21 protein-coding genes are annotated in these 21,775 nt (G+C 71.8%); 12 read left to right on the top strand and 9 right to left on the bottom strand.

What is annotated here, in order from left to right:
- Positions 1-196: 196 nt before the first annotated feature.
- From ACFQ9Z_RS27020 to moaA, 3 genes are all read left to right on the top strand, one after another.
- On the top strand, positions 197-553 hold the full coding sequence (locus ACFQ9Z_RS27020) for a DUF485 domain-containing protein (protein WP_383023783.1): 357 nt from the start codon (positions 197-199) through the stop codon (positions 551-553).
- Positions 550-2,175 carry a cation acetate symporter gene (locus ACFQ9Z_RS27025; protein ID WP_383023786.1) on the top strand — a complete coding sequence of 542 codons (1,626 nt, stop codon included), beginning with the start codon at positions 550-552 and terminating at the stop codon, positions 2,173-2,175. The genes ACFQ9Z_RS27020 and ACFQ9Z_RS27025 overlap by 4 nt, the downstream gene beginning before the upstream one ends.
- A gap of 155 nt (positions 2,176-2,330) precedes the next feature.
- Complete coding sequence (gene moaA, locus ACFQ9Z_RS27030; RefSeq protein ID WP_383023789.1) at positions 2,331-3,320, top strand: GTP 3',8-cyclase MoaA; 990 nt, start codon at positions 2,331-2,333, stop codon at positions 3,318-3,320.
- 63 nt (positions 3,321-3,383) lie between these two features.
- Here moaA and ACFQ9Z_RS27035 read toward each other — a convergent pair whose 3' ends face one another.
- Both ACFQ9Z_RS27035 and ACFQ9Z_RS27040 read right to left on the bottom strand, forming a co-directional pair.
- Entirely contained in the window at positions 3,384-3,602 is a 219-nt protein-coding gene (locus ACFQ9Z_RS27035) for a hypothetical protein (protein ID WP_143637842.1), read from the bottom strand.
- Between the two features lie 223 nt (positions 3,603-3,825).
- A complete protein-coding gene (locus tag ACFQ9Z_RS27040; RefSeq protein ID WP_383023793.1) occupies positions 3,826-4,227 on the bottom strand; it encodes a DUF3099 domain-containing protein in 402 nt (133 codons plus the stop codon).
- Between the two features lie 244 nt (positions 4,228-4,471).
- Between ACFQ9Z_RS27040 and ACFQ9Z_RS27045 the strand changes: the two genes are divergently transcribed.
- A complete protein-coding gene (locus ACFQ9Z_RS27045; RefSeq protein ID WP_383023796.1) occupies positions 4,472-4,753 on the top strand; it encodes a GlsB/YeaQ/YmgE family stress response membrane protein in 282 nt (93 codons plus the stop codon).
- 74 nt (positions 4,754-4,827) lie between these two features.
- On the opposite strand, the gene tyrS is transcribed toward ACFQ9Z_RS27045, so the two are convergent.
- The 3 genes from tyrS to ACFQ9Z_RS27060 are packed head-to-tail and all read right to left on the bottom strand — an operon-like array spanning position 4,828 to position 9,067.
- Positions 4,828-6,096: a tyrosine--tRNA ligase gene (gene tyrS, locus ACFQ9Z_RS27050; RefSeq protein ID WP_383023800.1), complete on the bottom strand. Its 1,269-nt coding sequence runs from the start codon at positions 6,094-6,096 to the stop codon at positions 4,828-4,830.
- Between the two features lie 56 nt (positions 6,097-6,152).
- Positions 6,153-7,547, bottom strand: coding sequence for a metallopeptidase TldD-related protein (locus tag ACFQ9Z_RS27055; RefSeq protein WP_383023804.1), 1,395 nt, complete (start codon positions 7,545-7,547; stop codon positions 6,153-6,155).
- Positions 7,544-9,067 (bottom strand): TldD/PmbA family protein, encoded by a 1,524-nt coding sequence (locus ACFQ9Z_RS27060; protein ID WP_383023807.1) that lies wholly within the window; start codon positions 9,065-9,067, stop codon positions 7,544-7,546. Before ACFQ9Z_RS27060 ends, ACFQ9Z_RS27055 begins: the two co-directional genes overlap by 4 nt.
- A gap of 246 nt (positions 9,068-9,313) precedes the next feature.
- On the opposite strand from ACFQ9Z_RS27060, the gene fabG reads away from it, so the two are divergent.
- The 3 genes from fabG (at position 9,314) to ACFQ9Z_RS27075 (ending at position 11,342) form a co-directional block, all read left to right on the top strand.
- Positions 9,314-10,018, top strand: a complete 705-nt coding sequence (gene fabG, locus ACFQ9Z_RS27065; RefSeq protein ID WP_383023810.1) for a 3-oxoacyl-[acyl-carrier-protein] reductase — start codon at positions 9,314-9,316, stop codon at positions 10,016-10,018.
- 5 nt (positions 10,019-10,023) lie between these two features.
- Positions 10,024-10,791 carry an enoyl-ACP reductase FabI gene (fabI, locus tag ACFQ9Z_RS27070; protein ID WP_143637854.1) on the top strand — a complete coding sequence of 256 codons (768 nt, stop codon included), beginning with the start codon at positions 10,024-10,026 and terminating at the stop codon, positions 10,789-10,791.
- A 200-nt stretch (positions 10,792-10,991) separates the two neighbouring features.
- Complete coding sequence (locus ACFQ9Z_RS27075; RefSeq protein WP_383023813.1) at positions 10,992-11,342, top strand: hypothetical protein; 351 nt, start codon at positions 10,992-10,994, stop codon at positions 11,340-11,342.
- Here ACFQ9Z_RS27075 and ACFQ9Z_RS27080 read toward each other — a convergent pair.
- Complete coding sequence (locus ACFQ9Z_RS27080) at positions 11,320-12,012, bottom strand: FadR/GntR family transcriptional regulator (RefSeq protein ID WP_383023816.1); 693 nt, start codon at positions 12,010-12,012, stop codon at positions 11,320-11,322. The genes ACFQ9Z_RS27075 and ACFQ9Z_RS27080 overlap by 23 nt on opposite strands.
- Before the next feature lie 124 nt (positions 12,013-12,136).
- Between ACFQ9Z_RS27080 and ACFQ9Z_RS27085 the strand changes: the two genes are divergently transcribed.
- From ACFQ9Z_RS27085 to ACFQ9Z_RS27100, 4 genes are all read left to right on the top strand, one after another.
- Positions 12,137-13,411 (top strand): CynX/NimT family MFS transporter, encoded by a 1,275-nt coding sequence (locus ACFQ9Z_RS27085; protein ID WP_383023895.1) that lies wholly within the window; start codon positions 12,137-12,139, stop codon positions 13,409-13,411.
- Positions 13,412-13,489: 78 nt separating this feature from the next.
- Complete coding sequence (locus ACFQ9Z_RS27090; RefSeq protein WP_383023819.1) at positions 13,490-13,609, top strand: SGM_5486 family transporter-associated protein; 120 nt, start codon at positions 13,490-13,492, stop codon at positions 13,607-13,609.
- 165 nt (positions 13,610-13,774) lie between these two features.
- Complete coding sequence (locus ACFQ9Z_RS27095; protein ID WP_383023822.1) at positions 13,775-13,981, top strand: hypothetical protein; 207 nt, start codon at positions 13,775-13,777, stop codon at positions 13,979-13,981.
- 78 nt (positions 13,982-14,059) lie between these two features.
- The gene (locus tag ACFQ9Z_RS27100) at positions 14,060-14,578 is read left to right on the top strand and encodes a SixA phosphatase family protein (RefSeq protein WP_383023825.1); all 519 of its coding nucleotides are present in this window, start codon (positions 14,060-14,062) and stop codon (positions 14,576-14,578) included.
- A gap of 126 nt (positions 14,579-14,704) precedes the next feature.
- Here the strand turns inward: ACFQ9Z_RS27100 and serB are convergent, their stop codons facing one another.
- Both serB and ACFQ9Z_RS27110 read right to left on the bottom strand, forming a co-directional pair.
- Positions 14,705-15,913 (bottom strand): phosphoserine phosphatase SerB, encoded by a 1,209-nt coding sequence (gene serB / locus ACFQ9Z_RS27105; RefSeq protein WP_383023828.1) that lies wholly within the window; start codon positions 15,911-15,913, stop codon positions 14,705-14,707.
- Between the two features lie 133 nt (positions 15,914-16,046).
- Positions 16,047-17,894, bottom strand: a complete 1,848-nt coding sequence (locus ACFQ9Z_RS27110; RefSeq protein ID WP_383023831.1) for a streptophobe family protein — start codon at positions 17,892-17,894, stop codon at positions 16,047-16,049.
- A gap of 242 nt (positions 17,895-18,136) precedes the next feature.
- Here ACFQ9Z_RS27110 and ACFQ9Z_RS27115 point away from each other — a divergent pair, with 242 nt between their 5' ends.
- Positions 18,137-20,719 (top strand): FHA domain-containing protein, encoded by a 2,583-nt coding sequence (locus ACFQ9Z_RS27115; protein ID WP_383023834.1) that lies wholly within the window; start codon positions 18,137-18,139, stop codon positions 20,717-20,719.
- 95 nt (positions 20,720-20,814) lie between these two features.
- Here ACFQ9Z_RS27115 and ACFQ9Z_RS27120 read toward each other — a convergent pair whose 3' ends face one another.
- Complete coding sequence (locus ACFQ9Z_RS27120; RefSeq protein ID WP_383023837.1) at positions 20,815-21,546, bottom strand: transglycosylase SLT domain-containing protein; 732 nt, start codon at positions 21,544-21,546, stop codon at positions 20,815-20,817.
- Positions 21,547-21,775: the final 229 nt, after the last annotated feature.

Below are 21,775 nucleotides of genomic sequence, written 5' to 3' on the forward strand. Positions count from 1 at the left end.
CCCGCCGATCTGATCTCCGAAAGGGGCAGGCCGACTTGAACCGGTCCGCACCCGGCGCCGTGACCGTGGACGGAGGGCCCGCAACGACCACCGGCCCCCCAGCGGAACCACTCACCGCAGTCGCCCGGCGACTGCCGGTAACGTGATTCCCCGTCCCTGAGGTCGACGCAGCGCAGGTCCGACGCGAGGAGAGCCCGTGGCCACCGAGACACCGCCACCCGCGAAACCGCAAGCCCACCTTCCCTCCACCGAGGAGTTCGTCGAGGTTCAGCAGAGCGCGGAGTTCGGCGAGTTGCGCCGGGCCAACCGTTCCTTCGCGTTCCCCCTGACCATCGCCTTCATCACCTGGTACCTGCTGTACGTGCTGCTGTCCTGCTACGCGGGCGGCTTCATGGGCACCAAGGTGGCCGGCAACGTCAACGTGGCCCTCGTCCTGGGCCTCGCACAGTTCCTCACCACGTTCCTCATCGCCTGGTGGTACGCGCGGCACGCCGCCGCCAAGCTCGACCCGCGGGCCGAGGCCATCAAGTCCCGGATGGAGGGCGGAGCATGAGCCCCGCACAGCACACCCTGCTCGCCGCAGGCGAGGCCGGCGAGCACCGGACGCTGATCATCACCCTGTTCGCGGTGTTCGTCGCCGCGACCCTCGTGATCACCGTCTGGGCCGGCCGGCAGACCAGGGACGCCGCCGACTTCTACGCCGGCGGACGGCAGTTCACCGGCTTCCAGAACGGCCTGGCCGTCTCCGGCGACTACATGTCCGCCGCGTCCTTCCTCGGCATCGCCGGCGCCATCGCCCTCTTCGGCTACGACGGCTTCCTGTACTCCATCGGCTTCCTGGTCGCCTGGCTGGTCGCCCTGCTCCTGGTCGCCGAACCGCTGCGCAACTCCGGCCGCTACACGATGGGCGACGTCCTGGCCTACCGGATGCGCCAGCGGCCCGTCCGTACCGCCGCCGGCACCTCCACCATCGTCGTGTCGATCTTCTACCTCCTCGCCCAGATGGCCGGCGCCGGCGTGCTCGTCTCGCTGCTGCTCGGCATCACCAGCGACGGCGGCAAGATCGGCATCGTCGCCCTGGTCGGCGTCCTGATGATCGTGTACGTCACCATCGGCGGCATGAAGGGCACCACCTGGGTCCAGATGGTCAAGGCGGTGCTGCTGATCGTGGGCGCCCTGCTGCTGACCTTCCTGGTCCTGCTGAAGTTCCACTTCAACATCTCCGACCTGCTCGGCACGGCCGCCGACAACAGCGCCAAGGGCTCGGCGTTCCTGGAACCCGGCCTGAAGTACGGCGGCACCGGCACCACGAAGCTGGACTTCATCTCCCTCGGCATCGCCCTGGTCCTCGGCACCGCGGGCCTGCCCCACATCCTGATCCGTTTCTACACGGTCCCGACCGCCAAGGCCGCCCGCAAGTCCGTCATCTGGGCGATCGGCCTGATCGGCGCCTTCTACCTGATGACCCTCGCCCTCGGCTTCGGCGCCGCCGCGCTGATCAAACCGGACGAGATCATCGCCTCCAACAAGGCGGGCAACACCGCCGCGCCGCTCCTCGCCCTGCACCTCGGCGGAGTGGACTCCAACTGGGGCGCCATCCTGCTCGCCAGCATCTCCGCCGTCGCCTTCGCCACCATCCTCGCGGTGGTCGCCGGCCTCACCCTCGCCTCGTCGTCCTCCTTCGCCCACGACATCTACGCCAACGTCATCAAGAGGGGGCAGGCCACCGAGAAGCAGGAACTCGGCGCGGCCCGCTGGGCGACCGTCGGTATCGGCGCCGTCTCCATCGTGCTCGGCGCCATGGCCCGCGACCTCAACGTGGCCGGCCTGGTCGCCCTCGCCTTCGCGGTCGCCGCCTCCGCCAACCTGCCGACCATCCTCTACAGCCTGTTCTGGAAGCGGTTCACCACCTCCGGCGCCCTGTGGTCGATCTACGGGGGCCTGGTCACCGCGGTCGGCCTCGTGCTGTTCTCGCCGGTGGTGTCCGGCAAGCCGACCTCGATGTTCCCGGACGCCGACTTCCACTGGTTCCCGCTGGAGAACCCGGGCATCATCTCGATCCCGGTCGGCTTCCTGCTGGGCGCGGTGGGCACCCTGCTCTCCAAGGAGGTCCCGGACACGGGCAAGTACGCGGAACTGGAGGTGCGGTCCCTGACCGGCACGGGAGCGCACTGACCCTGGTGACGACGGGCCGCGTCGTGCGGGATCGTACGGTCCTACGACGCGGCCCCGCCATGCCTCGTGGGATCGGGCCGCCGCCGTTGTCGGTCCTCTCACGTAGGCTCACACGTGACGGAGAATGATGTCCGGTACCGAGGGAGGGGGCCCACGTGCTCATCGACACCTACGGCCGAGTCGCCACCGACCTGCGGGTCTCGCTGACCGACCGGTGCAATCTGCGCTGTACCTACTGCATGCCCGAGGAAGGCCTGCAGTGGCTGGCCAAGCCCGACCTGCTCACGGACGACGAGATCGTTCGCCTCATCGGCATCGCGGTCGCCCTGCTCGGTATCGAGGAGGTCCGCTTCACCGGCGGCGAGCCCCTGCTGCGCCCCGGCCTGGCCGGCATCGTCGAGCGGGTCGCCGCGCTGGAGCCCCGTCCCCAGATGTCCCTCACCACCAACGGCATCGGTCTGCGGCGCACCGCCTCCGCCCTGAAGGCGGCGGGCCTGGACCGGGTCAACGTATCCCTGGACACCCTGCGCCCGGACGTCTTCAAGACACTCACCCGCCGCGACCGCCACCGTGACGTCCTGGAGGGCCTGGAGGCCGCCCGCGAGGCGGGTCTCGACCCGGTCAAGGTCAACTCGGTCCTGATGCCGGGGCTGAACGCCGACGAGGCCCCGGACCTGCTGGCCTGGGCGGTGGAGCACGACTACGAACTGCGCTTCATCGAGCAGATGCCGCTCGACGCCCAGCACGGCTGGAAGCGCGACGGCATGGTGACCGCCGGCGACATCCTGGCCTCCCTGCGCACCCGCTTCGACCTCACCCCCGAGGGGGCGGACGAGCGGGGTTCGGCGCCGGCCGAGCGCTGGCTGGTGGACGGCGGCCCGCACCGCGTCGGCGTGATCGCGTCGGTCACCCGCCCGTTCTGCGCCGCCTGCGACCGCACCCGGCTCACGGCCGACGGACAGATACGGACCTGCCTGTTCGCCACCGAGGAGACCGACCTGCGAGCGGCCCTGCGTTCCGGTGCCCCCGACGAGGAGATCGCCCGCCTCTGGCGCCTGGCGATGTGGGGCAAGAAGGCCGGCGCGGGCCTCGACGACCCGTCGTTCGTCCAGCCGGACCGGCCGATGTCGGCGATCGGCGGCTAGGGCCTGTCAGGGCCTGTCAGGGCCTGTCGCGAGAACGGCGGACGGTGATCCGGCGACGGGGGCTCACGACTCCTCGGCCGCCCGCCACTCCTCGAACCTCACCACGTCCTTGAGGAACCCCCGGACCCCGAGGAACTGCGAGAGGTGCTCGCGGTGCTCCTCGCAGGCGAGCCACGTCTTGCGCCGCTCCGGCGTGTGGATCTTCGGGTTGTTCCAGGCCAGCACCCACACGGCGGTGGCACGGCAGCCCTTGGCGGAGCAGATGGGGGTCTCGTCACTCACAGGCTCTTCACTGGTTCCGTCTCACCGGGCCCCCGTAAACAAGGCGACGCCGAGCAGCCACGGGGGGAGCTGCCCGGCGTCGGTCCGTCGCTCCGACGGGGGATGCGGAGCGCGTACGCAGTATGTCATGGGTCACCCTGCGTCCGGCACCGAACCGCACGAATGAATTGAGCTTTTCTTGAGCTTGGCGACGGGTCCGGTCCACCGTCCCGTGGCCGCCTTGTCAGGCCCGTCCCGGCCGCTCGCCGGACCCCCGCGTTCCCGGCTCCGCCGACAGGTCCTCCGGTACGGATTCCGCCTTCGCGCTCCCGTCCTCCGCGCGCGGCGGCGTGATCATCGGCCGCGTCGGAGCCGTGACGAAGGTCGACGGAAGAGCGGGCGGCCGCTCCCGGCCGGCGTTCGCGATCACCACCGCGATGTAGGGGAGCACCGCGCCGAGCACCAGGGCCACGATGGCCACGTACCGTTCGACGTTCCACAGGGTCGCCGCGAGGATCACCGAGGCGGTCCGGATCGTCATCGAGATGACGTACCGCCGCTGCCGGCCCCGCACGTCCTCGGCCAGACCCGTCCGGGCGCCCGTGATCCGGAACACCTGGACGTCGCCGCCGTGCTGCTTCCGCATCACATTCCACCATCCGCCCGCATCGGACTCCCATGGCCCGCAAACCGTCGTCCGCGTGGGCGCGGGGCCCGTGCGGAACATCTCCACGTTACGCCGCGACCCGATCGCCCACGAGACCGGGGCGCCGCCCGTCCCCGCGATGGCCGTGGGTCGGACCACGTACGGGCGCACCCGACATGCGGCGTACGGCCCGCACGCGGAAACTTGCCGTAGTGCTCACGCCGATCGGTACGAGGAGGAAGCCATGGGCTGGTTGTGGGCGATCATCGTGGGCTTCGTGCTGGGCCTCATCGCCAAGGCGGTCATCCCCGGCAAGCAGCACAGCCCCCTGTGGCTGACCACCATCGGCGGCATCCTCGGCGCCATCGCCGGTAACGCGATCGCGGCCGCCCTCGGCGTCGCGCAGACCAAGGGCATCGACTGGAGCCGGCACATCTTCCAGATCGTCGCCGCGATCATCATCGTCGCCGTGATCGACGCCCTCTACATGGCGACGATCGGCAAGCACAAACGGCAGCGCGTCTGACGGCGGACACACCGAAGGGCGGCCCCCCGCGACGGGGAGCCGCCCTCCGGCCTGTCTCAGGCCTCCGGCGTGTCTCAGGCCGGCTTGAGCTCGACCGCGGCCAGGTTCTTCTTGCCCCGGCGCAGCACCAGCCAGCGCCCGTGCAGCAGGTCCTCCCGGGCGGGCACCGCGTCCTCCGCGGTCACCTTCGCGTTGTTCACGTAGGCGCCGCCCTCCTTGACCGTCCGGCGGGCGGCCGACTTGCTGGCCACCAGACCGACCTCGGCGAACAGGTCGGTCACCGGGCCCAGCTCGGTGACCTGGACGTGCGGCACCTCGGACAGAGCGGCCGACAGCGTCCTGTCGTCCAGCTCCGCCAGCTCGCCCTGGCCGAAGAGCGCCTTGGACGCGGCGATCACCGCGGCCGTCTGACCGGCGCCGTGCACCAGCGTCGTCAGCTCCTCGGCGAGCGCGCGCTGGGCGGCACGGGCCTGCGGGCGCTCCTCGGTCTGCCGCTCCAGCTCCTCCAGTTCCTCCCGGGACCGGAAGGACAGGATCCGCATGTACCGCGAGATGTCCCGGTCGTCCACGTTCAGCCAGAACTGGTAGAACGCGTACGGCGTGGTCATCTCCGGGTCGAGCCAGACGGCCCCGCCCTCGGTCTTGCCGAACTTGGTGCCGTCCGCCTTGGTCATCAGCGGGGTGGCCAGGGCGTGCACGTCGGCGTCCGGCTCCAGCCGGTGGATCAGGTCCAGGCCGGCCGTGAGGTTGCCCCACTGGTCGCTGCCGCCCTGCTGGAGCGTGCAGCCGTACCGCCGGTAGAGCTGCAGGAAGTCCATGCCCTGCAGGATCTGGTAGCTGAACTCGGTGTAGCTGATGCCCTGGTCGGACTCCAGCCGGCGGGCCACGGAGTCCTTGGTGAGCATCTTGTTCACCCGGAAGTGCTTGCCGATGTCCCGCAGGAACTCGATCGCGGACAGGCCCTCCGTCCAGTCGAGGTTGTTCACCATGACGGCGGCGTTCTCGCCCTCGAAGGACAGGAACGGCTCGATCTGGCCGCGCAGCCGGCCCACCCAGCCGGCCACCGTCTCCGGGTCGTTCAGCGTGCGCTCGGCGGTCGGGCGCGGGTCGCCGATCAGCCCCGTCGCGCCGCCGACCAGCGCCAGCGGCCGGTGCCCGGCCTGCTGGAGCCGGCGCACGGTCAGCACCTGCACCAGGTGCCCCACGTGCAGCGACGGCGCCGTCGGGTCGAAACCGCAATAGAACGTGACGGGACCGTCCGCGAGCGCCTTGCGCAAGGCGTCCTCGTCGGTGGACAGGGCGAACAGCCCACGCCACTTCAGCTCGTCGACGATGTCCGTCACGGTTCTCGTGTCTCCTTGAAGATCTTCGGGCGGTCGGGTGACAGCCGACTACGAGGTTATACGCCCTGACTGACCGAACTCATGTTGAAGTCCGGGATCCGCAGCGCGGGCATCGCGGCCCGGGTGAACCAGTCGCTCCACTCGCGCGGCAGCGTCTTCTCGGTGCGCCCGGCCTCCTCCGCCCTGCCCAGCAGGTCCACCGGCGACTCGTTGAACCGGAAGTTGTTCACCTGGCCGGTGACCTCCCCGTCCTCCACCAGGTAGACGCCGTCCCGGGTGAGGCCGGTGAGCAGCAGCGTCGCCGGGTCCACCTCGCGGATGTACCACAGGCAGGTCAGCAGCAGCCCGCGTCCGGTGTCCGCGACCATCTCCTCCAGGGAGCGGTCCTGACCGCCGTCGAGGATCAGGTTCCCGGGCGCCGGGGCGACCGGCAGCCCGGTCAGGCCCGCGCTGTGCCGGGTCGTGGTCAGGTTCCGCAGCACGCCCTCGTCGATCCAGTCGGTGGCCCGCACCGGCAGCCCGTTGTCGAACACCGACTGGTCGCCGCCGGAGGAGTGGGCGACCACGAACGGCGCGGACTCCAGGCCCGGCTCGTGCGGGTCGCTGCGCAGGGTCAGCGGCAGCTCGCTCAGCTTCTCGCCGACCCGGGTGCCGCCGCCCGGCCTGGAGAACACCGTGCGGCCCTCCGCCGCGTCCCGGCCCGAGCCCGACCAGAGCTGGTAGATCAGCAGGTCGGCGACCGCGGTCGGCGGCAGCAGCGTCTCGTACCGGCCCGCGGGCAGCTCCACGCGCCGCTCGGCCCAGCCCAGGCGCACGGCCAGCTCGGCGTCGAGCGCGCCCGGGTCGACGTCCTTGAAGTCGCGCGTCGACCGGCCCGCCCACGCCGAACGGGTGCGGTCCGGCGACTTGGCGTTCATCTCCAGCGTCCCGGTGGGCTGGTCGTGCCGCAGCCGCAGCCCGGTGGAGGTGCCCAGGTACGTCGACACCAGCTCGTGGTTGGCGAAGCCGTACAGTTCACGGCCGCCGGCCCGGGCGCGGGCGAAGGCCTCGCCGAGCGCCGGGGCGAAGTCGGCGAACACCGCGGAGGAGGTCTCGGCGGGCGCGTCGGTGAAGTCCGGGGACGGGGGCACGTCGCCGACCAGCGGCTGGGCGTCCTCGGCGGGCCCGGCCCCGCGCGCGGCGGCCTCCGCGGCCCGTACCAGCGGCTCCAGCTCCGCGGCCGTCACCGCGGACCGGGACACGACGCCGGACGCGGTGCCCTCCTTGCCGTCCACGGTCGCGATCACAGTGAGCGTACGGCCACGCGTCACACCGTTCGTGGTGAGCGCGTTCCCCGCCCAGCGCAGGTTCGCGGTCGACTGCTCGTCGGCGATGACCACGCAGCCGTCGGCCCGGGACAGCGCGAGCGCCTGCTCGACGACCTCGTGCGGCTTGTTGGTACGGGCGCTCATCGGCCGGCCTCCTGGGTGGTGTTCAGAATGTTGACGCCCCTGAACAGCGCGGAGGGGCATCCGTGGGACACGGCGGCCACCTGGCCCGGCTGGGCCTTGCCGCAGTTGAAGGCGCCGCCCAGGACATAGGTCTGCGGGCCGCCCACGGCGGCCATCGAGCCCCAGAAGTCGGTGGTCGTCGCCTGGTAGGCGACGTCCTTGAGCTGCCCGGTGATCCGGCCGTTCTCGATCCGGAAGAAGCGCTGCCCGGTGAACTGGAAGTTGTAGCGCTGCATGTCGATCGACCAGGAGCGGTCGCCGACCACGTAGATGCCCCGGTCCACGCCCCCGATCAGGTCCTCGGTGGACATCCCCGCGGGGTCCGGCCGCAGCGACACGTTGGCCATCCGCTGCACCGGCACGTGCCCCGGCGAGTCGGCGAACGCGCACCCGTTGGACCGCTCGAACCCGGTCAGCCGGGCGATCCGCCGGTCGAGCTGGTAGCCCACCAGCGTGCCGTCCTTCACCAGGTCCCAGGACTGCGCCTCGACGCCCTCGTCGTCGTAGCCGACGGTCGCGAGGCCGTGCTCGGCGGTGCGGTCGCCGGTGACGTTCATCAGCTCGGAGCCGTACCTGAGCTTGCCGAGCTGGTCGAAGGTGGCGAAGGAGGTGCCGGCGTAGGCGGCCTCGTAGCCGAGGGCGCGGTCCAGCTCGGTGGCGTGCCCGATGGACTCGTGGATGGTCAGCCACAGGTTGGACGGGTCGACGACCAGGTCGTACAGGCCCGGCTCCACGCTCGGCGCCCGCATCTTCTCCGCCAGCAGCTCCGGGATCCGCTCCAGCTCGGCGTCCCAGTCCCAGCCGGTGCCCGTCAGGTACTCCCAGCCCCGGCCCACCGGCGGCGCGATGGTCCGCATGGAGTCGAACTCGCCGCTCGACTCGTCCACCGACACCGCGGTGAGCTGCGGGTGCAGCCGTACCCGCTGCTGGGTCGTCACGGTGCCGGCCGTGTCCGCGTAGAACTTGTTCTCGTGCACGGTGAGCAGCGAGGCGTCCACGTGGTCCACGCCGTTCGCCGCCAGCAGCCGGGCGCTCCACTGCGCCAGCAGTCCGGCCTTCTCCTCGTCGGGCACCGAGAACGGGTCGATCTCGTACGACGAGATCCACGTCCGGTCCGCGTGCACCGGCTCGTCGGCCAGCTCCACCCGCTCGTCCGACCCGGCCGCCCTGATGACCTGCGCGGAGAGTTTCGCCATCGCCACCGCCTGGGAGGCGACCCGGGCGGCCGCGTCCATGGTCAGGTCGACCCCGGACGCGAAGCCCCAGGTACCGCCGTGCACGACCCGGACCGCGTAGCCGAGGTCGGTGGTGTCCGACGATCCCGCGGGCCTGGCGTCCCGCAGCCGCCAGGACGCGCTGCGCACCCGCTCGAACCGGAAGTCCGCATGCTCGGCCCCGAGCGCCCGCGCGCGTGCCAGCGCGGCGTCGGCCAGGGCCCTCAGCGGCAGCGCCGTGAAGGCTTCGTCGATGGAATGAGGCACGGAGGTCTCCCTGCTGTCGTGGCCTGTCGGTCCGATCATGTCCCGACAGCGGGTCGGCGGACCACAGGTTTCGCTCCGCCCGGTGTGCTTTCTGTAGGGACCCGACAGTGACGCACTTCAGCCACTGTCGGTGCCCGCTTGCCCACGGAAGGGGCGCTACCGATAGGTTTTCGATGAAGCCGCCTGTCATCGAGGTGTTCGGGCGGGTGCCGTACCGCATCAGACCGCTATCGAAAGGGTGATCCGTTGAGCCGCTCGGTTCTCGTCACCGGAGGCAACCGGGGCATCGGCCTCGCCATCGCCCGCGCTTTCGCCGACGCCGGCGACAAGGTCGCGATCACGTACCGCTCGGGTGAGCCGCCGGCCGGCTTCCTCGCCGTCAAGTGCGACATCACCGACCCCGAGCAGGTGGAGCAGGCCTACAAGGAGATCGAGGAGCAGCACGGTCCCGTCGAGGTCCTCGTCGCCAACGCCGGCGTCACCCGGGACCAGCTCCTGATGCGCATGTCCGAGGAGGACTTCACCTCGGTCATCGACACCAACCTCACCGGCACCTTCCGCGTCGTCAAGCGCGCCAACCGCGGCATGCTGCGGGCCCGCAAGGGCCGCGTCGTGCTGATCTCCTCGGTGGTCGGCCTGCTCGGCTCGGCGGGGCAGGCGAACTACGCCGCCTCCAAGGCCGCCCTCGTCGGCTTCGCGCGCTCCCTCGCCCGTGAGCTGGGCTCGCGCAACATCACCTTCAACGTCGTCGCGCCCGGCTTCGTCGACACCGACATGACCAAGGTGCTCACCGACGAGCAGCGCAAGGACATCGTGTCCCAGGTGCCGCTCGGCCGCTACGCGCAGCCGGAGGAGATCGCCGCGACGGTGCGGTTCCTCGCCTCGGACGACGCCTCGTACATCACTGGAGCCGTCATCCCCGTTGACGGCGGACTGGGAATGGGTCACTGATCACCATGAGCGGAATTCTCGAGGGCAAGCGCATCCTGATCACGGGTGTGCTGACGGAGGCCTCCATCGCCTTCCACGCCGCGAAGCTGGCCCAGGAGCAGGGCGCCGAGGTCATCCTGACCGCCTTCCCGCGGCCCACGCTGACCGAGCGCATCGCGAAGAAGCTGCCGAAGCCCGCGAAGGTCATCGAGCTGGACGTCACCAACGACGAGCACCTCGGGCGGCTGGCCGACCTCGTCGGCGAGGAGCTGGGCGGCCTGGACGGCGTCGTGCACTCCATCGGCTTCGCGCCGCAGGACGCGCTCGGCGGCAACTTCCTCAACACGCCGTTCGAGTCGGTCTCCACCGCCATGCACGTCTCGGCGTTCTCCCTGAAGGCGCTGACCATGGCCTGCCTGCCGCTGATGCAGAACGGCGGCTCGGTCGTCGGCCTCACCTTCGACGCGCAGTTCGCCTGGCCGCAGTACGACTGGATGGGACCGGCCAAGGCCGCGCTGGAGGCCACCAGCCGCTACATCGCCCGGGACCTGGGCAAGCAGAACATCCGCTGCAACCTCATCTCCGCGGGCCCGCTCGGCTCCATGGCCGCCAAGTCCATCCCGGGCTTCAGCGACCTCGCCGCCGTGTGGGACACCCGCTCCCCGCTGGAGTGGGACCTCAAGGACCCCGAGCCGGCCGGCCGCGGCATCGTCGCCCTGCTGAGCGACTGGTTCCCGAAGACCACCGGCGAGATCGTCCACGTGGACGGCGGCCTGCACGCCATCGGCGCCTGAGCCGCGCACGGCACACGGTGACCCGCGCACCGCGCGGGTGAGCCCCGTACGCCGCCGACGCCCCGTTCCCCGCAGCGCGTGGGGAGCGGGGCGTCACTCGTCCGGCGTATCCGGCCGGGCGGGGCGGGTGGCCGGCGGCGCACCCTGGAGGCAGCGTCACCCCGCGCATCCCTCCGCAGCCCGGCCGAGGAGGTCCCCTTGTGCGCCTGTCCCGCAGCCCGGCCCCGGTGACCGTGGCCGCGGCGCTCGTGCTCTGTCTGCCGTACGCCACGCTGTGCCACGCGCGCGGGAGCGACGGCAAGCCGCCCGCGCCGGAACTGTTCGGCGCCGCCTGCCGCACGGCCGTCACCGGCTCGCGCGTCGTCGCCTACTGCCACAACCCCTACGTCGACACCGACCGCGTGCGCCTGCACATCGAGTGCGCCCGGTGGTGGGACATCGACACCGACAGCGCGCCCGTGAACACCGGCGCGGCCCTGACGGTGCGGCTGACCGGCCGCTGCTGGAAGGAGGTCCGCTCGGTGTGGATCAGCCACCAGAAGGCGCGCTGAACCTGCCCGGCCGGCACAGGAACGGATAGCTCGCGGCCTCCTCGGCCGCCGCACGCGCGTCACCGGCGCGGATCGCGTCCACCAGACGGGCGTGGTCCATGTGCGTCTCGGGGGTCAGGCCGCCGCCGACGTCGGCGCGCAGCCAGTCCCGCAGCACCTCGCCGAGGTCGGCGTACATCGCCGTCATGACGTCGTTGTGGGAGGCCGCCACCACCGCCAGGTGGAAGGTCGCGTCGGCCGTCACGAAGGCCTCCGCCTCGCCGGACTCCCAGGCCTCCTCGCGTCGCACCAGCAGCGCGTCGAGCTGCTTGAGGTCCTTCTCGGTGCGCCGCTCGGCGGCCAGCCGCGCCGCCGCCGACTCCAGCGTCGAGCGCAGCTCCGCGATGTGCCGCGGGTCGGCCCCGGCGAAACGGCGGTGCATCACGCCGGCCAGCTCGCTCGTCGCCGCGACATAGGTCCCCGAGCCCTGCCGGATGTCCAGCAGACCGTTGTGCGCGAGCGCCCGCACGGCCTCGCGGACGGTGTTGCGGGCGACGCCGAGCTGCTCCACCAGTTCCGGCTCGGTCGGGATGCGCGAACCCACCGGCCACTCGCCGGAGGCGATCTGCGCCCGCAGCTCCGCGATGACCTGCTCGGAGAGCGCCGAACGGCGCGGGTGGCTCAGAGGCATGGCACACCTTCGCACGTGGTTCCCGGACATTGCCGCCGGGGGAGTGGACAACCAATCATCCCATGATTCTATGATGTGCGGCATGGCCAGTGAGCAAACGCGGATCGCGGACACCCGTACGGAGATGCCCTCGACCGGACGCGGCACGAGTACACCCCCGGGAACCCGGGCGACCCCGCCCGCACGTGCCTGGGCGACCCGCCTCGTCGTCGCCGGCATCGTGCTGTCCGCGCTCAACCTCCGCCCCGCCATCACGAGCCTCGGCGCGCTGCTGGAGGAGGTCCGCGACGGACTCGGCATGAGCGGCAGCGTGGCCGGACTGCTCACCTCCGTGCCCCCGCTCTGCTTCGCCGTCTTCGGCGTCACCGCTCCCAGGCTGGCCCGCCGCTTCGGGCCGGCCGCCGTGGTCTGCGCCGGCATGGCCGCCATCACCGCGGGCCTGCTGATACGCCCCTACGCCGGCGGGACGGCCGGTTTCCTCGCCGCCAGCGCGCTCGCCCTGATGGGCATCGCCGTCAGCAACGTGCTGATGCCGGTCATCGTCAAGCGCTGGTTCCCCGACCGGGTCGGCTCCATGACCGGTCTGTACTCGATGGCCCTCGCCCTCGGCACCTCCGTCGCCGCCGCGGTCACCGTGCCCCTGACCGGCGCGCTGGGCGGCGGATGGCAGCCAGGCCTCGCCGTGTGGGCGGCTCTCGCGGCCGCCGCCGTACTGCCCTGGCTGCCGCTGGTGCGCAGGCGGGACGAGCCCACCGCCCAGGAGCCGGTGCGCACGGCGCCGGACGGCCGGGAGACGCACCCGCTGCGCATCACCCGCAGCCGCACCGCGTGGGCGCTCGCGGTCTTCTTCGGGCTCCAGGCCACCGCCGCCTACATCACGATGGGCTGGATGGCGCAGATCTTCCGGGACTCCGGCGTCCCGGCCGGCACCGCCGGCCTGCTCCTCGCCGTCACCATGGTGATGGGCGTCCCCCTGGCCTTCGTGATCCCGCGCCTCGCCACCCGGCTGCCCCACCAGGGCCCGATCGTGCTGGCCCTGGGCGTGTGCGGCCTCGCCGGATACGCCGGCCTGTACCTGGCGCCGGCCGGCGGCGCCTGGGCCTGGGCCGTGCTGCTCGGCATCGCCAACTGCGCCTTCCCGCTCGCGCTGACCATGGTCGGCATGCGGGCCAGGACCGGGGCCGGCGTGGCCCAGCTCTCCGCGTTCGCGCAGAGCACCGGCTATCTGATCTCCATCCCGGGACCGCTGCTGGTCGGCGTGCTCTACCAGCACAGCGGCGGCTGGGGACTGCCGATCGCCCTGATGGCGGGCCTGATGGTGCCCCAGATGGTGGTCGGTTTCGTCGCGGGCCGCGACCGCACGGTGGAGGACGAGGCGGGACGGGCCCAGGGCCTGTAGCGAAGGTGGCCCCTGCCGCGCGACGCCCGGCGGCACCCCGGACGGTCCGTCCCGGACGAAGGGTGTCAGACTGGGCGCATGCAGCCTGTGCTCGACCCGAACCCCAAGAACGGCCAGAAGAAGCTGCTGCTCGTCTTCGGCTCGTTCCTCGCCATCTTCGTGATCATCAGCGTCATCGCGACGATCGCCTCACCCTGACCCGGCCCGCCCCGATGGTGGGGCTGCCCCCACCATCCCCTAGGGGGTCAGGGTCAGGGTCGAATGGGTGGGTCACCGGATGGGCCGGCGGCCCCGGACTCCGTACCTTCGGGACATGACCGCGGCAGGCGGCCAGGAACACTCGAGGACCCCACGGAGGCGACCATGCCGGTCCGTACGCACACCCGGCCCCACCCCGGCCCCGCGGGCGGCGTCGACATCCGGCTGCCCTGGTGGGCGCTCGCTCTGCCCGTCCTCGCCTTCGCTGTGCTGCTGGCGCTGATACTCAACCCCTCTCAGGCCCACGCGGCGAGCGGCGACCCGGCGATCGCCCAGCTCCTCGAACGCGCGCAGCGGCTCCTCGCCCGCTGACCCGGAGCCTCCGCCCGTGGCGAATCCCCATGTCAACTCCCTGCGCCGGGTGGCCTGTTTCATGCGAAGCTGGGTCTCATGAGCGTCGCAGAGCCTCGCAGGATCGCCATTTTCCGGCATGCGAAAGCCGACTGGCCGCAGGTGTCCGACCATGAACGCCCCCTCGCCGAGCGGGGTCGCAAGGACGCCGCGGTCGCGGGGCGCAAGCTGGCCGACACCGGTTACACGTTCGACCTCGCCCTGTGCTCCACGGCCGTCCGGACCCGCGAGACCTGGAAGCTCGCCGTCCACGAACTCGCGCACCGGCCGAAGACCGTCTACGAGGAGCGGGTCTACGAGGCGTCTCCCGGCGAGCTGATCGCCCTGCTGAACGAGGTCCCGGACGACGTGCAGAACCTGATCCTGATCGGTCACAACCCTGGTGTGCACGGCCTGGCCGAGGTACTGGCCGGCGAGTCCGGGGGCGACGCCCGCAAACGGATGGAGCGGCGCGGCTTCCCGGCCGCCGCCTTCGTGGTGCTGACCTTCGACGGCAGCTGGAAGAGCCTGGAGCCGGGCGTGGCCACGCTGGTGGACTACTGGGCGCCCTCCGAGTGACGGCCGACGACGGGAGGGCCCGGCACTGCCACGGCGCCGGGCCCTCCGCTCGTCCGGGCCCTCCGCTCGTCCGGGCCCTCCGCTCGTCCGGGCCATCCCGGGCGCGAGCGCTTTCCGGCCGGCGGTTCAGCCCTCGTCGTGCGTGTCGGCCGCCTCGACCTCTTCGCGGGTGACGCCCAGCAGGTAGAGCACGGTGTCGAGGAACGGGAAGTTCACCGCCGTGTGCGCGGCCTCGCGGACCACCGGCTTGGCGTTGAAGGCGACGCCCAGCCCGGCCGCGTTCAGCATGTCCAGGTCGTTGGCGCCGTCGCCGATCGCCACCGTCTGCGCCAGCGGCACCCCGGCCTCGGCGGCGAACCGGCGCAGCAGCCGCGCCTTGCCCGCCCGGTCCACGATCTCCCCGGTGACCCGCCCGGTGAGTTTGCCGTCGACGATCTCCAGCGTGTTGGCCTGGGCGAAGTCCAGCCCCAGCCGCTCCTTGAGGTCGTCCGTCACCTGGGTGAAGCCGCCGGAGACGACACCGACCTGGTAGCCGAGCCGCTTCAGGGTGCGGATGAGCGTGCGGGCGCCGGGCGTCAGGCGCACCTCGTTGCGCACCTTCTCCACCACGGAGGCGTCCAGCCCCTCCAGCAGCGCCACCCGCGCGTGCAGCGACTGCTCGAAGTCCAGCTCCCCGCGCATCGCCGCCGCCGTGACCTCGGCGACCTTGTCCTCGCAGCCCGCGTGCGCGGCGAACAGCTCGATGACCTCGTCCTGGATGAGGGTGGAGTCCACGTCCATGACCACCAGGCGCTGCGCCCGCCGGTGCAGGCCGGCCGAGACCACGGCGACATCGACACCCAGTGCCGCCGCGTCCGAGGCCAGAGCCGTGCGCAGTGGTTCGGTCTCCACCCCGGAGACGGCGAACTCCACCGCTGTCACGGGGTACTTGGCGAGCCGGAAGATACGGTCGATGTTGCCGCCGGTCTTCGCGATACGGGCGGCGATGGCCGCCGTCGACTCCGCCGTGAGCGGATGACCGAGCACGGTCACCAGGGAGCGCCCGAGGCCGCGGGGCTGGTTGTCGCCGTGCCCGGAGATGATCTCCGCCTGCATCTTCATCGACTCGGCCCAGCTGTGCACGGTGGCCCGCAGATCGCCCTCGAGACCGGCCGGCGGCTGGGTGACCAGCGCACACAGCACCAGGCGGCCCCGGGTGACGACCTGCTCGATGTCGACCACGTCGACGAGGAAGGCGGCAAGGGTGTCGAAGAGGCCGGCCGTGATGCCCGGCCTGTCCTTGCCGAAGATCTTGACGAGGAGAGTGGGGACCTCGGGAGTCTGCGAAGCGCTCATGGTGTCACCACCGTATCCGGCACCCAGTGCCTTCCGCCCGTGCGGTCCGCCTGACGGACACGGAACAACAGGTGTCCGGCGGGTGTCCCGCACCTTGCCCGGTGCTGTCCCCGCACTCATACCCGTGCGCGGGTCACCTACCGGACCCCGGACGCGGTGGCGGCGGCGGGGGCGGGGGCGGGCCGTCGTCCGGGGCGTCCGGCGAGCGATCGCGCGCAGGCCGCACCGGGCGGCCCCGCGGCGGGGGCGGATCCAGCCGGCGGGAGATCGTCGGCGCGCCGTACACGTCGTCCACGGCCGGGGCCGGCCGCGCGTCCTCGGGCTCCGCCCGCACTTCCTCCGGCATCCGGAGATAGGGGTTCGTGGCCGGATTCGGCGGCCGGTACGGCCTGCCCGGCGAGTAGGGCCCGGCGCCACCTCCGGGCCCGGCCTCTGCGAAGCCGTCGCCGGCCCGGGCCCCGGGCCCACCCCCGGGCGCGGTCCGCCCGGGACCGTCCCCGGCCCGGGACCGCCCGGCCCCCCGGGCTCCACCCCCGAACCCGTCCCCGTACTCCGCCCCCGCGCCGCCGCCCGCCGCGACCGTCCCGTGGTCCCGGGCGCGTGCCGGGCCGGCCACCCGGGTGCCCGCCGCGCCCAGCCCCCGGGCGAGCAGGGCTCCCGCCGCGCCGGCGCCTCCGCCCCACACGGCACCCAGCAGCAGCGCCGTGCCCAGCCGGCCGTGCAGTTCGAGGCCCGCGCCGAACGCGTCGAAGCCCAGCACGGACAGCGAGGCGTCCACCGAGACGTCCGTCAGCCAGGCGAGGAACGGCAGGGCGAGCGCGGTCGCGACCCCGAGCCGCAGGGCGCACCGTCCCGCGAAGCCGGCCGTGCCCGCCCCGCCGGGCACGGGTGTGCGCACCGCCGTGAGCACCCCCGCCAGCAGCATCGCCGCGCCGGCCGCCACCGCGAGCAGCCACACCCGGCCGTCCAGCCCGGCCAGCCGGCCCACGGTGACGGGCTGGTCCGGTCCCGCGCCCAGCAGCCGGTCCAGCGGGTGCGGGAGCACACCGGCCAGGGCGCCGGTGGCCCTGCCGTCCCAGGGGACGAAGAGCCCGAGCGGTATGCCGAGCCACACCCCGTTGGGCGCGCCGAGCAGGGCGGCGCCGGCGACCCGCCCGGGGTGGTCGTCGCCGGCCGCCGCGTACGCCGCGGCGGCGAACCCGGCGGCCACGGCCACCAGCAGCACGGTGACGAGCGCCGAGACGGCCGGCCGCACCACCCGGTGCACGGCGTCCCAGCCGGGCGGCAGGGGAGTGCGGCGTGAGGCCAGCAGCGAGATCAGCAGGACGCCGGCGCACCAGCCGAGCCCGCCGAGGAGGGTGGGCGCGGTGTCCACGGAGAAGCCGACGGCCGCCTTGGCGTGGACGAGGTCGCCGACCCGGTCCGGAAGGAGGCCGCCGAGGTCGCCCAGGTCCCCGAGGCCGGGGATGCCGTCGCCGCCCCCGCCGGACAGCCCGTCGAGGCCGAGCGAGCCGCCGTCGACGGTGACGACGTCGTGCCCGGCCCAGGCGAGCCCGGCCAGCACCGCCACGAAGAGGGCGGCCACCGCGCCCGCGCGCGCGAGGAGTTCGGACGGCGCGATCACAACTCCCGCCGCCCGCAGGGACCGCAGGAAGAACCACGCCAGCAGCAGGGCCCCGGCCAGGCTCACGCCCAGTGGCGTGATCTCGACGGCGGTGTGCGCCTCCCCGCCCTTCAGCCCGAAGGCGGACACGTCCGCGGACGGGGAGACCGAACCACCCGCCCCCAGAGCCACGACGGCCGCGGTCATCGGGCCCAGTGAGCCCGCCGCGTCCGCCTTGAGAAGGTGCAGTCCCAGCGCCGCCGTGGCCGTCATCCCCACCGTCGCCCAGCTCACCGCGGCGACCGCGGACAGCAGGATGTCCGCCCACGGCAGCGGCGTACCCGGCCGCTCGGTCCCGGCACCCGTGGCAGCGCTCATGGCAGACCCCCCGATCCGCGGCGCGGCACCGCTGCCGCGCTTGTCCCCCTCGCGGGGGGATTACCACTCTCCGGCCGGGTTTCAACCCCGTCAACGGGGCGAGTTGAAGCGTGTGCCGGCGTGCTGCGCAAGGCCCGACTTTCGGTCATGGGTCCCTGCCTGGAATAGTTCCCCACGATGTTCGACATCCCTAGACTCCCTGTGATGGGGGAAATTCGGGGGACAACTCAGTGGGGCATGGAGTGCCGGAACTCGTACTGGAAACAAACGGACGGACCTGGACGCTCGAGCCGTCCAGGTCCTACACCCTCGGCCGCGATCCGCAGGGTGACATCGTCTTCGACGACGCCAGGGTCTCCTGGCGTCACGCCACGGTCAGCTTCACCGGCCGCAGTTGGGTCATCGAGGACCACGGCAGCACCAACGGCACGTTCGTGCAGGGCCAGCGGGTCCACCACGTGGAACTCGGCCCGGGATCCGCGGTGTTCCTCGGCAACGCGACCGACGGACCGCGGCTGAACCTCTCGGGCGCCACGGCCGCGGTCGCCCAGCCCCAGCAGCCCCAGCAGCCGGCGCAGTCCGCGCCGTACGCGGCTCAGGGCGCGGGACCCGGCTGGGCGCAACCGCAGACCCCCCAGCAGGGGATCCCGCATCAGGCCGCCGCTCACCAGCAGGCGCCGCGGGCCGACTGGCAGCAGTCACAGCAGCGGCCGGCGTTCCCGCAGCAGCAGGGCGGTCCGGCCGAGAACCCGGTGCAGAAGACGCCCGGCGGCGCGGCGGGGGCGCCACCGGTCTACGGCGACCGCAGCCCGACCACGTTCCACCAGTTCGCCGTCGGCCGCGTGATGCGCATCGGCCGTGCCCTGGAGAACGAGCTGGTCGTCTCCGACCTGCAGGTCTCCCGGCACCACGCCGAGTTCCACTCGACGCCCGACGGGCGCTTCGAGATCCGCGACCTTGGCTCGCACAACGGCACCTACGTGAACGGCCAGCCGATCGCCAAGGGCGGTTCGGCGCTGCTCGGCCCGAACGACATCGTCGGCGTCGGCCACTCCACCTTCCGTATCGTCGGCGACCGGCTCGAGGAGTTCGTCGACACCGGCGAGGTCTCCTTCTCGGCGCGCCATCTGACGGTCACGGTCGACGGCGGCAAGCAGATCCTGAAGGACGTCTCCTTCGGCGTCCCGGAGAAGTCCCTGATCGCGGTCATCGGCCCGTCCGGCTCCGGCAAGTCGACGCTGCTGAAGGCGCTCACCGGCTACCGGCCCGCCAACCAGGGCGAGGTCCTGTACGACAACCGCAACCTGTACAAGCAGTTCGCCGAGCTGCGCCAGCGCATCGGTCTGGTCCCGCAGGACGACATCCTGCACAAGGAGCTGACCGTCAAGAAGGCCCTGAAGTACGCGGCCAAGCTGCGCTTCCCGGCCGACACCACGGCCGCCGAGCGCGAGGCCCGCATCGACGAGGTGCTGCGCGAGCTCAAGCTGGACATCCACAAGGACAAGAAGGTCACCTCCCTCTCCGGCGGCCAGCGCAAGCGCGTCTCGGTCGCCCTGGAGCTGCTGACCAAGCCCTCGCTGATCTTCCTGGACGAGCCGACCTCCGGCCTCGACCCGGGCATGGACCGCGATGTGATGCAGCTCCTGCGCGGTCTCGCCGACGACGGCCGTACGGTCCTGGTGGTCACCCACTCCGTGGCCGAGCTGGCGCTGTGCGACAAGCTGCTGGTGATGGCGCCCGGCGGCGCGGTCGCCTACTTCGGCCCGCCGGACGAGGCGCTGAACTTCTTCGGCTACGACACCTGGGCCGACGTCTTCTCCGCCTTCGAGAACTACCGCGACTACGACTGGGCGGGCCGCTGGAAGGGTTCGCAGCACTACCAGATGTACGCCGCGGACATCGACGCGGTCGCCCCGCAGTCCGTACACATGCCGCCGCCGCAGGCCATCAAGCCGCCCAAGCCGCAGGGCTGGGGCTCGCAGCTCCTGACCCTGATCCGGCGCTATGTGGCGGTCATCGCGTCCGACAAGGGGTTCCTGGCGCTCACGGTGATCCTGCCGGCCGTGCTGGGCGCGGTCAGCCTGCTGATCGACTCGGACAAGGGCCTGCTGGTCAACCCGGTCAACCCGCGCACCGGTGTGCCCGTCCCGAACGGCACGGCGACGACCGTGCTGCTGATCCTCGCCGTCGGCGCGTGCTTCGCGGGCGCCGCGAACTCCGTGCGTGAGCTGATCAAGGAACGGGTCATCTACGAGCGGGAGCGCGCGACCGGCCTGTCCCGCTCGGCGTACCTGATGTCCAAGGTGGTCGTGCTGGGCGCCGTCACGGTGCTGCAGGGCCTGATGGTCGGCCTGATCGGCTTCTCCAGCCGGGAGATCCCAGGCCGGGGGCTGGTGCTCGGCGGCTCGACGCTGTTCGAGCTGTGCCTGCCGATCATGGCGCTGGGCTTCGCCTCGATGATGTTCGGCCTGGTGATCTCCTCGCTGGTGAAGACCGCCGAGAAGACCATGCCGCTGCTGGTGATGTTCGCGATCATCCAGGTCGTCTTCACCGGCTGCCTCTTCACCCTGCACGGCACGCTCGGCGTGAACGAGTTCTCGTACCTGATGCCGTCCCGCTGGGCGGTGGCCGCAGCCGGCGCCACGCTGGACTTCAACAAGATCGCTCCGAACACCGACGACCCGACCAGCACCGACCCGCTGTGGGACCACACGGCCTCGGCCTGGGGCCTGGACATGGCCGCGCTGCTCGTGCTCGGTGTGATCTGCGGCTTCCTCGTCGCCCGCTTCCTGCGGCGGCACGAGCCGGAGGTCATGCGGAAGTGACCGCGGGCCGCGTGGCGCGCGGCCGTACGACACAAAGGGCGGCACCCCACCAGGGGTGCCGCCCTTCCGCGTAGTCTCAGAGGTCCGCGCCGGCCTCAGTACGCGCTGTTGACGTTGTCGATCGAGCCGTACTTGTCGGCCGCGTAGTTGGCGGCGGCGGTGATGTTGGCTACCGGGTCGTAGATGTTCCACGAGGTCCCGGCCACGTGGTACGCCGTGAAGGTCGGCGGGATGACCTGCAGCAGGCCCTTCGACGGGATGCCGTTGACGGCGTTGACGTCCCAGTCGTTGATGGCCATCGGGTTGCCGGAGGACTCCCGCATGATGTTCTTGTGCAGCCCGTGGTAGCTGCCCGGGATGCCCTTGGACTTCATGATGTCCAGGGACTGGCGGATCCAGCCGTCGAGGTTGTTCGAGTAGGTCTTCGCGGCGACCATCTGCACCGCGGGGCGCTGGACGGAACGGCTCGCGGCCTTGTCGGCGCGCTCCTGCGCGGCCTGCTTCTGCGCCTCGGCCTTCTTGGCGTCGGCCTGCTTCTTGGCGTCGGCCTGCTTCTTCGCCTCGGCCTGCTGCTTGGCGACGGCGTCGAGCTTGACGGTCTGGCCGGCGAGCCGGTCGGTGAGCGAGCCCTTGACGTCCTTGACCGGCGTGTCGGCGTAGTGCACCTGCTGCGCCGCGGCGGCGTCGGTGGTCACGGTCTGGGCGTTGCCGGGGACGGTCGTGAAGGCCAGGGCGGCGGCACCGAGGGCGCCGACACCGGCGATGGCGATCTTGCGCTGCTTGGTCAGCGTACGACTATAAGCACGGGTGAGGATGTTCTTGGGCATAGCTTGATGGACCTCTTCGATAGCGCGGAGGTCGCTCTCCTGCGTCCGCCGGGGGAATCGGTTCCTCCCGCACGAGGGCCGCGGCGGGAAACCGCGGCACCGAGCGACGGAAGCAATTCTTAGCGAGCGCAAAATGCCCAGGCAAAGGTGTGACGTACGAAGCCATATAGTGGATCAGGGGAGGGCAAAACGGGACAGACAGGGCGTCTGTCCCGTTCATCTACGGGTG

This window comes from Streptomyces sp. NPDC056580 (genome assembly GCF_042793175.1).
Classification (GTDB): Bacteria; Actinomycetota; Actinomycetes; order Streptomycetales; family Streptomycetaceae; genus Streptomyces.